Raw genomic sequence first — 15,652 nt, 5'->3', positions numbered from 1 at the left:
ACTGAAATTTGTGATGCTTAACTCCTAAATTGCGGGTAAAATTTTACCGGTCACCTCGCCGAATCCAACACGAATGCCGTCCTTCTCAGCAAAGCCGCGCATGATAACGGTATCATTATCCTCTATAAACTTCCTCTCGCCGTCATTATCCAGCTCAAGAGGGTTTTGTCCGCGCCATGTTAGTTCAAGCATGGAGCCGAAAGACCGTGGATTTTCGCCTGAAATAGTTCCCGAGGCATACATGTCTCCCACTTCCACGTTACAGCCGTTTACGGTATGATGTGCGAGTTGCTGGGCCATATTCCAGTACATGTATTTATAGTTACTCTGTGAAATCAGAGTTTCAGTTCCGTTTTCCGGTTGAATGTAGACTTCCAGATTGATGTCATAATTCTTATCGCCGTCAAATTTCAGGTAATCCAGAACCTCTGGTTCCTGAACCGGTGAAACGGTGCGGAACCGGTTAAGTGCTTCAAGTGTAACTACCCATGGTGATACCGACGAACCGAAATTCTTGCCCAGGAAAGGCCCCAGCGGAACATATTCCCAACTTTGGATGTCTCTTGCTGACCAGTCATTGAAAATGACCATACCAAAAATAGCATCCTCGGCCTGAGCTGTGGTGATACTTTCGCCCATTTCGGTATTCTTATTTACGATAAATGCCATCTCCAGCTCAAAATCCAGCTGCTTACAGGGACCAAACACCGGCTTATCGGCATCCGCTGGTTTCATCTGACCTTTAGGACGGATAATGTCTGTACCTGAAACCACGATTGAAGAGGCACGGCCGTGATAACCTACAGGCAGGTGCTTCCAGTTAGGCAGCAGGGCGTTTGCAGGATCGCGGAACATCTTACCCACATTGGTGGCGTGCTCTATGCTGCTGTAAAAATCAGTGTAATTAGGTACATGAACAGGCATCATCATCTTCACCTGATCCAGAGAATAAAAGCATTCATCAATACTTTTGTTATCAGCTGAAAGTGCAGAACCTTCAAGCAGCAGTTCCTGAAGCCTAAGCCTTACAGCCGATGTTACCGGTTTTCCCAGTTCTATGAACTCATTAAGAGTATAAGCTTCAAAAACATTGTCTGTAAGACCGTCAATATCATTCAGATATCCGAAATCATAAAGGGTGGCCAAATCAATCACCATGTCGCCGATCCTGGTTGCGCAGGCTATATATTCCTGGCCGAAAACCGCAACTCCAAACGGAATGTTATAGATGGAGAAGTCTGAGTTTTCAGCGTATTTTATAAAAGATGTCATAATGTATCAGTTAAAGAAAAGGTTCCTGAAATAAATTTCTTCATTCTTCGGAACCTTTGTTTTTAAATTAGTTATTTCTGTTTAGCAGGGCTCTCTTCTGTCCAGTAATCTCCGGTATGGATATCCTTAAGGTACAGAGTTTTCTCACGAACCACCAACTGCAGTGTCTTCGTGAGCGGGAGTCCAATTCTTTCACCTTCAAGCTTATCTGCCCGAAGTGAAATCATGTTGTGACGGGTACGTACCACATCGCCAGAGAATACATTGGATGAGGACTGACCGGTTTGTTTGTCATCAAAAACTTCTACAAAGGTGAGTTGGTTGCCGTTCACTGAAATGAAATTCCGTTCCGTATGATCCGGAAAATCCCTGATCAGTAAAAACTTTTTACCGTCCAGTGTGATTCTGCTCAGGTCTTTATTGGCATGCCGGCGTTCGGCAGTGCGGTCCAGAATTTTGTTCATGGTGGCAAACTGAGCCTGCACAGATACTGCGAAAAACACTGCCATCACCAGTAACAGCCTCAACAAACCTGAAGTTTTATTTTTTGACATATATTAAAGATTTCCTCTTCTTTCCTGCTCTTTTTCAAGTGCTTCAAACAAGGCTTTAAAGTTACCGGCACCAAAACTTTGGGCTCCATGCCTTTCGATAATCTCAAAGAACAGGGTAGGGCGGTCTTCTACCGGTTTAGTAAAAATCTGCAACAGATAACCTTCCTCGTCACAGTCGATAAGTATACCTAATTCCGACAGTTTTTTGATGTCCTCGTCTATCTTGCCCACTCTTTCCGGTACCATATCATAATAAGCATCTGGTGGTGCAGGTAAGAATTCAATCCCGCGCGCCTTAAGCTCAGTAACCGTGTGAATGATATCTTTGGTAGCCACGGCAATATGCTGTACTCCTTCGCCTTCATAAAAATCAAGATACTCCTCAACCTGAGACTTTCTTTTACCTTCTGCCGGCTCATTGATGGGGAATTTGGCAAAACCGTTTCCGTTACTCATCACCTTGGACATAAGGGCGGAATATTCAGTGTTGATTTGCTTATCATCAAAACTAAGGATGTTCACAAAGCCCATCACCTTCTCGTACCATTCCACAGTTGGAATCATACGGTTCCAGTCCACATTCCCAACACAGTGATCCACATAAAGCAGACCTACTTCAGAAGGATTATATACACTTTCCCATTTCTGATAACCCGGCATAAACGCGCCTGTGTAATTCTTGCGCTCTACAAACATATGAACGGTTTCGCCGTACGTATAAATTCCGGACATCCGTACCTCACCGAATTCATCTGTCAAAGTTTGGGGTTCCATATAAGGTTTTGCGCCTCTTTTTGTAGTTTCTTCGAATGCTGAATAAGCGTCATCTACCCAAAGGGCAAGTACCTTAACTCCGTCGCCGTGTTTTTTCTGATGTTCGCAAATCGGAGATTCAGAACTAAGGCCGGAAGTAAGCACCAAACGGATCTTTCCCTGTTGTATTACGTAAGAAGCTCTGTCCCGTACACCGGTTTCAGGACCTGCATAAGCAACCGACTGAAAACCGAAGGCTGTTTTATAGAAATGTGCTGCCTGCTTCGCATTTCCTACATAAAATTCAATATAATCGGTTCCGTTAATGGGCAGGAAATTCTCTGCCTGCGCTATTTTCTCCGCAAAAGTAAGTGTTGACATGTTTTCTGATTTTTGAAATGCCAATTTACGAAATTTTAAAACGCTACAAAAATTACAGTTTTTTAAAGTGATGCGTAAGGTTTAAAAAGTAAGCCTAATAAATGCAGAAGTCCCGCACGAAACGGGACCTCTTATTATCTTTAAAGACATTTAAATCTTTCAAATGTAGCACGTTCCAGCATTTCCCGGTCATCGGGATGGGAAATCTCAATTAATGCCTTCGCACGCTGCCTCAGGCTCTTGCCGTATAGATAAGCGGTTCCGAATTCCGTTACCACATAATGGATATGTCCTCTTGTTGTAACTACACCGGCGCCCTGTTTCAGGTAAGGAACAATTCTCGGCACCCCCTTTTTAGTACGGGAAGATATGGCGATGATCGGTTTACCACCCGGCGACAGGGCTGCGCCCCGCATAAAATCCATCTGCCCGCCAATCCCGCTGAACTGGTAGGTACCAATTGAATCTGCACAAACCTGGCCGGTGAGGTCAATTTCAATAGCGGAGTTGATGGCCACCATTTTTTTGTTCTTCATAATGTTGATGGGGTAGTTCACATGTTCCACATCCATGAAGGCGAAAGATGGATTATCGTCTATATAATCGTAAAGTTTACGGGTCCCGAAAGCGAAACTGGTAATGGTCCTGTTCAGGTGGGTTCCTTTGTATTTATTATTGATGACATCATTGGCCACCAGATCTACGATTCCGTCACTGATCATCTCAGTGTGCACACCGAGGTCCTTATGATTGTGCAGACATTTCAAAACAGCATCGGGAATGGTTCCGATTCCCATCTGCAGGGTGGAACGGTCGTCTATTAATTCAGCTACATTCTTACCGATCAGCAGTTCCTCATTGCCTACTTTCGCACCATAATCCACGGTAAGCAGTTCCTCTTCATGCCAAACCATCTTATGTATTTTGCTGAAGTGTATCATACCGTCGCCATGAGTACGCGGCATGCTCGGATTAACCTGCGCAATGATCGTTTTTGCCGTATCTACAGCGCTTCTGGCCACATCAACTGAAGTTCCCAAAGTGCAGTATCCATGCTGGTCCGGTGGGGACACTGTTACCATAGCTACATCAATAGGAAGATGGCCATTCTTGAATAGGATGGGTATTTCGCTAAGGAAGACAGGTACAAAATCGCCCTGATCAGAATTTACAGCCTGACGAACAGGAGTGGAAACAAAAAGTGAATTAATATAAAAACTGTCTTTATACTCCGGCTTTGCAATTTCTACTTTTCCCTGTTGAGTAATGGACACAAATTCCACATCCCTGAGCCTGGAAGACTGTTTGGCCAGTTCATCGATAAGAAGATTGGGGGTACATGCACTTCCGTGCGAGAAAATTCTGTCACCGCTCTGGATGAGTGACACCGCTTCTTCAGCGCTTACATATTGAACCATACAATGAAGTTATATTGCTGTGAATATTTCTCAAATTTACCCTTTTCACTTCAAAGGAGAAATGAGTAAACTCAGTTTTTCAGTAATTTTTTAAAGTTTTACAGTTAATAAATGATGCTAAACCTACCATTTTCTGTAATAAGTTTCCCTCCACAAAGATCTATGAGATATCCGGCTGATGTTCACACCACTACAGCGTAAATCACTGTTAGAGAAATTAAAGCAGGAAATAAAAAAGGCCAAATCCTTTCAGATGGCCTTCTGTACTGTTACTCCTGGCTCCGGTCTTCCAGATGATTTTCCTCCGTCTCCAGCCATGAGGTCAGATAGGAAGGGTCTTCTACTTTCAGGGCCTCTTCAGTAAGCTGTAAAGGTCGGAATGGATCCACCATCACGGCATATTCTTCAGTGAATTTTTTGCCAATGCTCCTCTCCATCGCACCCGGATGCGGTCCGTGAACTACTCCACCGGGGTGAAGCGTAAAATCCATCAGATCAATATGGTTACGGCTCATAAAGTCGCCTTCAGTGTAAAAGAGCACCTCGTCCGAATCGATATTCGAGTGGTTGTAGGGCGCAGGTACTGCCAGCGGATGGTAGTCATACATCCTGGCCACAAATGAGCAGACCACAAAATTATGCGCTTCAAAATTCTGGTGAATCGGCGGTGGAAGATGAACTCTGCCAGTAATGGGTTCGAAGTTTTTAATGTTAAATTTATAAGGATAAAAATAACCGTCCCAACCTACGACATCAAATGGGTGCGTGGCGTATATGAAATCCCATATCTGGTTTTCTTTTTTTACTTTGATCAGGAATTCACCTTTCTGATCGGTCGGTGGTACAAAGGTGGGCGCAACAATATCACGTTCGCAGAAGGGAGAATGTTCCAGCAGCTGACCAAACTCGTTGCGGTATCTTTTGGGAGTGTAAATAGGAGAGTGGCTTTCGACAACCATAAATACAGTATCTTCAGACTGCAGTTCTACCTGATAAATGGTTCCCCGCGGTATGATCAGATAATCGCCGGTCTCAAAATTTATATTTCCTATGAATGTTTTCAATACACCTGTACCGTTGTGAACATACAGCATCTCGTCACATTCAGCATTTTTATAAAAATAGTCAGTCGATTTCCGCGGCTTGGAAAGACCCATCTTAAGGTCGTTATTCAGCATCAGGATTTTCCGGCTTTCCAGAAAATCATCTTCCGGGGTTACATTCATACCCTTAAACATCCGGGGCGTCACATTTTTCTGTACCGCAATTTTTGGGGTTACATCTATTGGAGTACCGATGCTCTTGATCTGTGTGGGTCTGTGAATATGATATAATAAAGAAGAAATCCCATGAAAACCTTCGGTTCCGAAGAGTTGCTCGTAATAGAATTTCCCTTCACCGGATTTAAAGACCGTATGTCTCTTGGATGGTATATTGCCGGACTGAATATATCTCATTGCTGCTTTTTTTGGTTTCCGTAAATTTACAAATTATTCATCATATGAATCTGCAGCATTGTTGTTGAGTGCTGTCAAACATATGCACTTCGGAGCAGCCGTCAGGGTTCAAAACTTTCAAATTTCCCGCTTTCATAAAAGAGGACGATACGTTTTACTTTATCCTGCTCAGTACCAGTATTTTCCGGAAATTGCTGTGCTTCGTTCTGCGCTAATCGCTGAGAATCGTTTAAAACAGACCCGGTTGAACTTTGGTCAGGAATCTGCGATTCTGAGGCGCTCTGCAAAATTGAACCGGTAACGGGTGCGGCCAAAATCGTATCTTCACTTTCTGTTGATCCTAAGTATTCACCTTCGATCATATTAAAGAGATCCGGTAGGGAAGTGGTGCGCGGTTTAGTATCTGCCTCCGAAGCTACTGCACTTTCAAGTTGACGGAGCATTTCGCCTTCACCTTTAATAATCCAGTCCCACTGCAATTCAGGAAAACGGTCTTTGACCTTTACCAAAAAATCTAGGGAGGGCTTATTCCGTCCGGCTGTAATATGTGAAATGGATGAGCGCTGCACGTCAACGGTTTCAGCAAACTCTGAAGCAGTATAACCCGAATACTCAATAATTTTCGAAATTCTCTCGTTCAGTTCATTCATAAACAGCTCTATTTACAATTACAAATGTAAAGAATAATTGTTACAAATATAAAATACAATTGTAAACAAGAGTTTTGCATTCTGGATTACAAAAGTAAAAGCCAACCTTATATCGGTTGGCTTTCAGTATATTAAGGAATTATAAATGTAAATTAGTGCCTCTGATGATCATCATGTTCCGGGTCATATTTAAGTTTTCTTTCCTTCTTCTTCTCCGGGAAGAGTAATGAAGCGCCAATACTTAAAGCAAGGATGGAAACGATTATAAGCAGGGAATGGGAGGTCTCAAAGCCCCAAACTTCCAGATAGCTGTGGAAAATCATCTTCAGTCCGATAAATGTCAGAAGTGCTGCAAGACCGATTTTAAGGAACCTGAATTTATCCAGGATACCAGCCAGCAGGAAGAACATGGAACGGAGTCCGATAATGGCAAAAATGTTTGAAAAGAAAACAATATAAGGATCTTTGGTTACTGAAAATATCGCCGGTATACTGTCCACCGCAAATATAAGGTCGGTAGCTTCTACAATGAGCAATACGATGAAGAGGGGAGTCATCTTACGTACACCGTCTATTGTGACCCAAAAGCGGTTTCCCACGAACTGGTTATGAACTTTAAAATAACGGTTAGCGAACTTAACGATAGGGTGGTTCTGCGTATCCATCTGTTCGTCCTTATCTTTCTCCAGGAACATCTTGACACCGGTAATGATCAGAAAGGCTCCGAATACGTACATTATCCAGCTGAATTTAGCGATAAGTGCCGCGCCTACAAATATGAATATGAAACGCATTACAATAGCTCCCAGGATACCCCAGAAGAGTACTCGGTGATAGTTTTTTGGTGAAACACCAAATGCGGTGAATATGAGTATGATTACAAAAATATTATCAACAGAAAGCGCATACTCCACAATATAACCTGTGAGATATTCAAGGCCCAGATTCTGGTTATAAAGTTTAATAGAATGGTCCAGATCCTGGGGAATTACCTTCACGGGATGGCTGTGCCGGCTGATCACAGACTGAAGTTTCTCCATACTGTCTATACCGTGCAGCAGATGACCGTATGTAATCAGAACAAAATAGAAACACATTGATAGGGCTACCACAAAAAAGCTCATCAAACCGGCTTTTTTCATGGTTACCACACCGCCGGATTTTCGGCCCAGGCTCAGGTCAATCGCCAGGATAATCAGGATAAATACCAGAAATCCCGCAAGGAATAAAGTTTCGTTACTCATATAGTTATTTAAGGGCTCAAATATAGCGAAAAACTGAATCTGTGTATAATTTACAATTGTATAAACATGAATATAACATAAGTTATCCACAATTTACATGTTTGATATTTTTACCCATTAACCATTGAAATACGCTGTTAATCTACTTAAACAAAACCTATAGTTACTATTTATATAAATCTAATAAATATCTGAAATTTAGCTTATTACAATATCGTATTATTAATAATTCAATTAACATTTTTACCAACAGACAAATTGTCAATAGGTGGTGTTTGATTGATTTACAAATGTAAAGCTCATGATTCCACCTTAAAAGAGTTATTTTTGAGAATTGTAAATTTTTAATTGAATGAAATTTCTAGATGCATACCGGATAAATCCTGATTTTCCTAACCGTTATATTCCGCCCTCCAGCCTGGAAAAATATCTGAAGGCAAACCTCAGCGATTACACTGCTGAAATAGGAAAATCCACCCTCGGTAAGCCAATATATATGACAACAATTGGGAGTGGTCCTGTGAAGGTCCTTGCCTGGTCGCAGATGCATGGCAACGAAAGCAACTCCACCCACGCCATGCTCGACCTGCTGGAAACCATTAAACAACATCCCCTACTCCACAGCAATATCTTTGATAATATCACACTGGATTTCATCTTTATGCTTAATCCCGATGGCTCCGAAACATGGGAAAGGCGGAACGCACTGGAATTAGACCTTAACCGAGACTTCCTGAAGCTAGAAACTGTGGAATTGCCTCTTTTAAAGCATATTGCTCTAACGGGCAATTACGGTTTTGCGCTAAATCTCCATGAACAGAGGACCATTTTTACTACTGACGGGGTCCATCCTGCCACACTTTCCTTCCTCTCTCCTTCAGTGAGCGCCGAAAGAGAGGTTACAGCGGTGCGCCGCAAGTCTATGGCCGTTATTTCGGCGGTCTACAGTACGCTGAAAGCTGAACTACCCTCGGGAATCGGCCGGTATACTGATGAGTTTTACCCTACATCAGTGGGAGATAACTTCAGTAAGGCAGGAATACCTACCATTTTATTTGAAGGAGGTTATTATCCCAATGATCCCCTGCGGATGGTCAGCAGGAAATACTATGCCGCCGCACTCTATGAGGCCCTGCATGCCATTGCCGGACTGAAGGGCGACGAATCTGGCTATGAAACTTATTTCGAAATTCCTGAAAACCGCGAAACACATTATGATGTTATTTACAGGAATGTCCGTCTTAATACCAAATTCGACTGCGTTCTTGATATTGCCGTCCAATACCGGGAAGTTTACCGGAGTGGTGACCGGGAAATTTCATTTATGCCGGTTGTAGCAGCCGTTGGTGACTGTAATGACCGCAAAGGCTGGAAGGAGATTGACTGTACCGGAAAAAAGTTTCTTTCATCCACTGTCTACCCGAAAGTTGAGGAGGAAGTTCAGTTTGAAATTCTGTAAAATGCTTTCTGCAGCAAATTTTTCATATAAGTTTTTAGAAAATCTGCCTGCGGGTTTCATTTAATTCTATATTTACCTTAGTAAACATTGGAAACCAAATGAAGAAAAAACTGAAACTGTGGGACGGCATCATGCTTGTAATGGGCTCCATGATTGGCAGCGGTATATTTATCGTAAGTTCGGACATGATGCGTAATCTGGGCTCAGGATACTGGCTGATCGCGGTATGGGTCATCACCGGGGTAATGACGGTAGCCGCAGCTCTGTCCTATGGTGAACTTTCCGCCATTTATCCCAAAGCCGGGGGTCAGTACACCTATATTTCCAGGATCTTTGGTAAGATGCCGGGATTTCTATACGGTTGGGGCCTTTTTACAGTTATCCAGACAGGAACCATTGCGGCGGTGGCCATGGCGTTCGGCAAGTTCACGGCCTACCTCGTGCCGTGGCTCAATGATTCTGAACCTATTTTTCAAAACGGCGGATTTAAGATTACCTGGGTTCAGATCCTGGCCATTATCATCATCATTCTCCTCACCTATATTAATACGCGTGGGGTGAAAAACGGAAAGTTGCTGCAGAATGTCTTTACAGGTTCCAAAATCTTAGCCCTTCTGGGACTTATTATCTTCGGATTTTTACTGATAAAAGATTCTCAGTGGACAGAAAATATGAATTTCGGCTGGGCGGCATTTCAGGATTTAGGTACAGAAGTAGGTAACAACCTGCTTCCAACCGGATGGACAGAAATTGGAGGCATGGCTTTGATGGGCGGTATCGCCGCGGCCATGGTGGGATCTGTTTTCAGCTCCGTAGCCTGGGAAAACGTGACTTTTATGTCCGGCGAAATGGAAAATCCAAAAAAGAATGTAGTTAGGTCCATGGTTTTGGGTACCGTTTCGGTGATGGTGCTCTATATGCTCGTCAATTTCGTTTATTTGAATGCCCTGGACCGCGATGGGATTGCTTTTGCTGATAAAAACCGTCCTGCCGTTGCCGCCTCTGAAGTCATATTTGGGAATTTGGGGACTGTAATTATGGCGGTGTTGGTGATGATCTCCACCTTTGGATGTATCAACGGACTTGTTCTGGCGGGCGCGCGAGTTTACCAGACAATGGCCAGAGATGGTCTGTTCTTTAAAAGTGCAATAGAAAACAACCGCTTCGACGTACCCGCAAAGTCACTGTGGATGCAGGGAGTCTGGGCTTCTGTGCTGGCACTTTCCGGACAGTACGGCGATTTGCTGGATATGATTTCTTTTGTAATCGTACTCTTTTATATGATTACCGTTTTTGGGGTGATCTGGCTTAGATTCAAACAACCTGATCTCGAGCGGCCGTACAGAACATGGCTGTACCCGGTGACACCTTTGGTTTACCTCCTTATCGGTATGTTGTTCTGTCTATTGCTTATAATTTATAAACCGCAATATACCTGGCCAGGCTTCCTGCTCATCCTGATTGGACTTCCCGTGTACTGGTATATCAACAGGGGAAAAAAGGAAACTGAAGAGTAATATTAAAAGTTTTCAGTTCAAATTTTCTATTTTTGAGCTGAAAACTGAAGAATAATGAAGCAGATATTGTCCTTGCTTATGGCGCTCACCATAATCATCTCCTGTGGTACGGCTAAAAAACCTGTGAAGAGGCCTGATCCTTATGTTAAACCGGTCGCAAAATCTGCAGAACTGCGTTCACTTGTATCAAAATACAACGGAAAAATCTCCACAGAGACCACTGAACTTCTTAAGGATGCGGAAAAATATTTAGGGGCTCCTTATAAATATGCCGGAAACACTTCAACTGGCTTTGACTGTTCGGGTTTGGTATGTAAGGTCTTTGACGAGAATCAGATGAAACTGCCAAGACGTTCCGAAGATCAGGGGAAAGAAGGAAAGGAGGTTGATATTTCTATGGTACAGCCCGGCGACCTCTTATTTTTTGCTACATCAGGTGGTAGCCGAATTTCTCACGTAGGAATTGTGCACCGTATCCTGAGTGACGGCGAGATCAACTTCATCCATTCTTCCACGTCAAAAGGGGTTATTATTTCTTCACTGAATGAGAAATACTGGAACCACGCGTACCTCTTTGCCCGCAGGGTTTTTTAAAAAGATTAGAGAATGAAAAACTACAGAACTAAATACGGACTGGAACTCATTTTTTTCCTCATTATTATGTTCGGATTTATTATCTGGGATATAGCGGAATGGGGTATTGTAGTCATACTTGCGGCTGTATCGCTGTTCATTGGCTTTATCCTGTCGGGAATAAGATATTCGGTTAGCCCTGACAATCTGACCGTTCACACATCCCATTTTAGCCGCACCGAGATTCCGGTTTCCGCCATCCGGAAGATTAGGGAAACCAACAATCCTTTAAGTTCACCGGCCGGATCACTGGACAGGCTGGAGATTTTCTACAACAAATTCGACAGCATCATAATTTCGCCGGTGCGTACTGAAGAATTTCTGAAGGAACTGCTCGCAAGCAATCCAAATATTGAAATCATCCGTAAACCAAAGAGGAACATCTTCTCAAAACTTGCGCTTTAAATTCAATAATGCAGATTCAATTTGTATTTTTGCAGCTATAATTAATAAACGAAGATATGTCACTACAACAGACGATAGAAGAGATTTGGGCGAACAGGGAGTTGCTGGAAAAAGATGAAAGTAAAGTGGCCATCCGCGAGGTCGTTTCACAGCTTGACTCAGGTACGCTGCGTGTAGCTGAACCTACAGCCACTGGCTGGACGGTGAACGAATGGGTGAAAAAGGCAGTAGTGATGTACTTTCCCATCCAGAAAATGGAAACCATTGAGGTGGGACCTTTCGAGTTTCACGATAAAATCCCGCTGAAGACCAATTATGCTGAAAAGGGTGTGCGCGTGGTACCTCATGCCATTGCCAGACACGGCAGTTTTGTAGCCAGCGGCGTAATTATGATGCCTTCTTATGTTAATATAGGCGCGTATGTAGATTCGGGAACCATGGTGGATACCTGGGCTACAGTGGGCAGCTGCGCACAGATTGGGAAAAATGTTCACCTGAGTGGTGGCGTGGGCATCGGTGGTGTGCTGGAGCCGCTTCAGGCTGCGCCGGTGATCATTGAAGACGACTGTTTCATCGGTTCCCGCTGTATTGTGGTTGAGGGCGTTCATGTTGAAAAAGAAGCTGTGCTGGGTGCAAATGTGGTACTTACAGCATCAACAAAAATAATCGATGTTACCGGCCCGGAACCTGTTGAGATTAAGGGAAGAGTTCCTGCCCGATCGGTAGTGATTCCCGGAAGCTACACGAAGCAGTATCCTGCAGGCGAATATCAGGTTCCCTGCGCGCTCATCATTGGTCAGCGAAAGGAAAGTACAGATAAGAAAACTTCTCTGAATGACGCTCTAAGGGATAACAGCGTAGCCGTTTAACTGCAAACTTCTATGCCGATTCCGAAAAATATTTTTCAAACTTTTAGAACCGGTGATCTTCCGTGGATCACCCGGTTTTATATTTCCCGGATTAGGAAGAAAAATCCGGGCTGGAATTATCATTTTTATGATGACCGGCGCATCCTTAATTTCTTTGAAGAGGAATTTCCGCCGAGATATCTGAAAGCCTATAAGAGCCTGACCATTGGAGCCGCCAAAGCCGATTTCTTCCGTTATGCGGTACTGTACCGTTATGGTGGAGTTTATCTGGATATTGACAGTTACGTAAAAACTCCATTCGACAGGTTTCTGCAGGAAGATGATGAGTTCATCATCACCCATGAAGGAAATCCGGGTTTGTATTGCCAGTGGGGACTGATTTCGGCCAGGGACCATCCTTTTCTGAAGAGAACCTTAGAGAAAGTGGTTGATAATATTGAAACGCACCGTTATCCTAACGATGTTCACCGGACGACTGGACCCACTGTTTATACCGAAGCCATTAATGAAGTGCTGGCAGAAAATCCTGATACCCCGCACCGACTTCTCGGAACAGATTTTAACGGTCACCTGAAATTCAAATATAAACTCGGCCGGATTTTTCTTTATGGCAGGAAATCAGAACACTGGAAGAAAAAGCAGATGTCTCAGGACATCATTAAACCCTCAGGCGAATGAAAATAGCCTTTGACGCCAAACGGTTTTTTCACAATTCGTCGGGTTTAGGGAATTACTCCCGCGACCTTGTGCGGATTCTAGCCACCTATCATCCCGAAAACAGTTATTTGCTTCTGGATAAAGCGCCAAGCGAAAAGGGAAGTGAAATCACCGCTTTACAGGGAGTTTCGGTTGTGCAGACGCAAAAGAGTTTTCTTTCCAGGCAGCTTAAGATGGGTCTGGAAGCTCAGCAGGCCGGCGCCGAAATCTTCCACGGACTATCAGGCGAACTACCTCTGAAGTGGAGTCCAGATTCAGCCATAATAAAAGTAGTGACCATACACGACCTTATATTTCTGCGCTATCCCAATTACTATTCGTGGACGGACCGTAAGATCCATTTCTGGAAATTTAAAAAAGCGGCAGAAAATGCTGACCTAGTTATCGCGATTTCCGAACAGACCAAACACGACATCATCAAATACCTTAAAATTCAGGCGGAAAAAATCAAAGTAATCTATCAGGGTTGCCACGAAGCTTTTAAATCGAAGCCTGATGAAGACTTACAAAGTTCATTAAGAGGGAAACATCAACTGCCTGAACGTTTTATTCTGAGTGTCGGCACCATTGAGGCCAGGAAGAACCTGCTTAATACGGTAGCGGCTGTTCAGAACACTGAAATTCCGTTGGTGGTGGTGGGCCGTAAAACGGCTTATTATAAAAAAGTGGAGAAGTTCATCAGGAAAAATAAAATGGAGAAGCAAATCCTGTTTCTGGAAGGTATGGATATGTCCCAACTTGCTGAACTCTATAAAATGGCTGACATCTTTGTCTATCCCAGTTTATTCGAAGGTTTTGGAATACCGGTGATTGAAGCGCTTTTTTCAGGTACCGCAGTCATTACGAGCAATACAAGCTCACTCCCTGAAGCCGGCGGTCCCGATTCAATGTATGTAGACCCACTAAGCGTGCCTGACCTAAAGTCTAAGATTCTGTTCCTGTGGAACAGCGAAGCCGAGAGTGAACGCAGAGCTGAAAAAGGGAAGGAATATGCACAGCGGTTCACCGACAGCCGTGTGGCAGAAGATCTGATAAATGCTTATTCAAGCATTCTCTACAAAAAATCCTGAGCATAACTCAGGATTTTTATTTATCTTTTAATCATTATCTTTTTTGAAGAACTCTGATCTTTGGTCTGCAGCTTTCCCATATAAACGCCTGTAGGTAATGCGGTGACATCTATTTTCTTGGTGTCCTCTGTCTGAAGCACAGCCTTACCAGTCATATCGGTAAGTTCAAAGGTCATCTTACCGGATTCTGAACCTGAAGTTTTAATTTCAAAATAGTCTTTTGCGGGATTTGGATAGACGGTCCAGTCAGAACCTGCGTTCGCGGAAGTGGATTCTGATACAGAAAGTGAGGTCGAAGCCACGGCAAAATGCTGGACTGCCCCCAGGGCGGCCTTGGTTACATTAAACAGGAATACGGGATCCATATTGGAAATAATGTCGCCTGAAGTATGAGGATAGGGATTAGTATTGCCATAACCTTCGTAGAAACCTGTAATCACTTCGCCGTTGTTCTGGAAAGGCATATAATCTGAAGAATACGCCGGAGCCACGCCGGTATTGGTTTGCAGAGGCGAGTATAACGCCACACAATTCTTAAGCTGTTGGGTCACAGAAGCCGAAGAGGCGTTGTTTCCCACAGGAGAATTGTTGGTATCCTGCTCACAGAAAATCGTGTTGTGTGTCTGACCCGCAGTGCCGCCTACCTGATCCAGGTTGAAAACCAGCCTGATGTTCATCTTGGGGCTGGTAGCGTTCACTACATTGTTTACATAGTGCTGACTGCCGTACAGGCCCTGTTCTTCACCGGAAAAGTGAATGAACCTGATGGAATATTCCGTAGGCACGTCTTTCAGGATACGGGCCATTTCCAGGAGCGCGTTGGTGCCGCTGCCGTTATCATTGGCGCCCACACCGCTGATGGTGTCGAAGTGTGCGATAACCAGGACGTATGTATTCGGGTAAAGTGTTCCGGTTTTGGTAACCACCAGATTTTTGGAAGCGAGACTGCTCACGGTGAAGGGATCTTCCACCACCTGGGAAGTGGAGTAGCCGAAGGAGGTATATTTACTTTTCAGCCAGTTCAGTGCATTGGCATTGTTGGCACTGCCAGTTGTTTTCGTTCCAAAGTTTACAAAGTCCTGTAATCCGGAGTTAATGTTGCTTTGTGAAACCTGGCTCACGCGCGCACCGTAAGCGGGTATGAAAGTTTGAGCCTGCGCCCATGTAACGGACAGAATTACAAATAGATACTGAAGTTTTTTCATGAATGAAATTGTGAGGCAAAAATATAAAAAAATCCCGAACAGGGTTCG

General features: G+C 43.7%; 15 protein-coding genes. 7 read left to right on the top strand and 8 right to left on the bottom strand.

Features of this window, described 5'->3' with window-relative positions; genetic code table 11:
- Positions 1 to 24: 24 nt before the first annotated feature.
- The 7 genes from fahA to P0M11_RS10385 form a co-directional block, all read right to left on the bottom strand.
- Positions 25 to 1,272: a fumarylacetoacetase gene (gene fahA, locus P0M11_RS10415; RefSeq protein WP_275625596.1), complete on the bottom strand. Its 1,248-nt coding sequence runs from the start codon at positions 1,270 to 1,272 to the stop codon at positions 25 to 27.
- Positions 1,273 to 1,343: 71 nt separating this feature from the next.
- Complete coding sequence (locus P0M11_RS10410; RefSeq protein ID WP_275625595.1) at positions 1,344 to 1,826, bottom strand: hypothetical protein; 483 nt, start codon at positions 1,824 to 1,826, stop codon at positions 1,344 to 1,346.
- A 3-nt stretch (positions 1,827 to 1,829) separates the two neighbouring features.
- Positions 1,830 to 2,960: a 4-hydroxyphenylpyruvate dioxygenase gene (gene hppD, locus P0M11_RS10405; protein ID WP_158064206.1), complete on the bottom strand. Its 1,131-nt coding sequence runs from the start codon at positions 2,958 to 2,960 to the stop codon at positions 1,830 to 1,832.
- 140 nt (positions 2,961 to 3,100) lie between these two features.
- The gene (locus P0M11_RS10400) at positions 3,101 to 4,378 is read right to left on the bottom strand and encodes an acetyl-CoA hydrolase/transferase C-terminal domain-containing protein (RefSeq protein WP_275625594.1); all 1,278 of its coding nucleotides are present in this window, start codon (positions 4,376 to 4,378) and stop codon (positions 3,101 to 3,103) included.
- 269 nt (positions 4,379 to 4,647) lie between these two features.
- A complete protein-coding gene (locus tag P0M11_RS10395; protein ID WP_158064204.1) occupies positions 4,648 to 5,835 on the bottom strand; it encodes a homogentisate 1,2-dioxygenase in 1,188 nt (395 codons plus the stop codon).
- A 101-nt stretch (positions 5,836 to 5,936) separates the two neighbouring features.
- Positions 5,937 to 6,485 carry a helix-turn-helix transcriptional regulator gene (locus tag P0M11_RS10390; RefSeq protein WP_275625593.1) on the bottom strand — a complete coding sequence of 183 codons (549 nt, stop codon included), beginning with the start codon at positions 6,483 to 6,485 and terminating at the stop codon, positions 5,937 to 5,939.
- 152 nt (positions 6,486 to 6,637) lie between these two features.
- Positions 6,638 to 7,729 (bottom strand): TerC/Alx family metal homeostasis membrane protein, encoded by a 1,092-nt coding sequence (locus P0M11_RS10385; protein ID WP_275625592.1) that lies wholly within the window; start codon positions 7,727 to 7,729, stop codon positions 6,638 to 6,640.
- 352 nt (positions 7,730 to 8,081) lie between these two features.
- On the opposite strand from P0M11_RS10385, the gene P0M11_RS10380 reads away from it, so the two are divergent.
- The 7 genes from P0M11_RS10380 to P0M11_RS10350 all read left to right on the top strand — a co-directional run bounded on the left by P0M11_RS10380 (position 8,082) and on the right by P0M11_RS10350 (position 14,399).
- Positions 8,082 to 9,188, top strand: coding sequence for a M14 family zinc carboxypeptidase (locus tag P0M11_RS10380; protein ID WP_275625591.1), 1,107 nt, complete (start codon positions 8,082 to 8,084; stop codon positions 9,186 to 9,188).
- A gap of 98 nt (positions 9,189 to 9,286) precedes the next feature.
- Positions 9,287 to 10,705 (top strand): amino acid permease, encoded by a 1,419-nt coding sequence (locus P0M11_RS10375; protein WP_275625590.1) that lies wholly within the window; start codon positions 9,287 to 9,289, stop codon positions 10,703 to 10,705.
- Between the two features lie 54 nt (positions 10,706 to 10,759).
- Positions 10,760 to 11,299 carry a C40 family peptidase gene (locus P0M11_RS10370; protein WP_275625589.1) on the top strand — a complete coding sequence of 180 codons (540 nt, stop codon included), beginning with the start codon at positions 10,760 to 10,762 and terminating at the stop codon, positions 11,297 to 11,299.
- Between the two features lie 12 nt (positions 11,300 to 11,311).
- Positions 11,312 to 11,743, top strand: a complete 432-nt coding sequence (locus tag P0M11_RS10365) for a PH domain-containing protein (protein ID WP_275625588.1) — start codon at positions 11,312 to 11,314, stop codon at positions 11,741 to 11,743.
- A gap of 56 nt (positions 11,744 to 11,799) precedes the next feature.
- Positions 11,800 to 12,612, top strand: a complete 813-nt coding sequence (locus P0M11_RS10360; RefSeq protein ID WP_275625587.1) for a 2,3,4,5-tetrahydropyridine-2,6-dicarboxylate N-succinyltransferase — start codon at positions 11,800 to 11,802, stop codon at positions 12,610 to 12,612.
- A gap of 12 nt (positions 12,613 to 12,624) precedes the next feature.
- Positions 12,625 to 13,290 carry a glycosyltransferase gene (locus tag P0M11_RS10355; RefSeq protein ID WP_275625586.1) on the top strand — a complete coding sequence of 222 codons (666 nt, stop codon included), beginning with the start codon at positions 12,625 to 12,627 and terminating at the stop codon, positions 13,288 to 13,290.
- A complete protein-coding gene (locus P0M11_RS10350) occupies positions 13,287 to 14,399 on the top strand; it encodes a glycosyltransferase family 1 protein (RefSeq protein WP_275625585.1) in 1,113 nt (370 codons plus the stop codon). Before P0M11_RS10355 ends, P0M11_RS10350 begins: the two co-directional genes overlap by 4 nt.
- A gap of 20 nt (positions 14,400 to 14,419) precedes the next feature.
- Here the strand turns inward: P0M11_RS10350 and P0M11_RS10345 are convergent, their stop codons facing one another.
- The gene (locus P0M11_RS10345; RefSeq protein ID WP_275625584.1) at positions 14,420 to 15,604 is read right to left on the bottom strand and encodes a M28 family peptidase; all 1,185 of its coding nucleotides are present in this window, start codon (positions 15,602 to 15,604) and stop codon (positions 14,420 to 14,422) included.
- Between the last annotated feature and the right edge of the window lie 48 nt (positions 15,605 to 15,652).

This window comes from Kaistella sp. PBT33-4 (assembly GCF_029194425.1).
In the GTDB taxonomy this organism is placed as follows: Bacteria; Bacteroidota; Bacteroidia; order Flavobacteriales; family Weeksellaceae; genus Marnyiella.
Note: the sequence above shows the minus strand (reverse complement) of the source record. Positions and strands in the feature narration are given on the sequence as shown.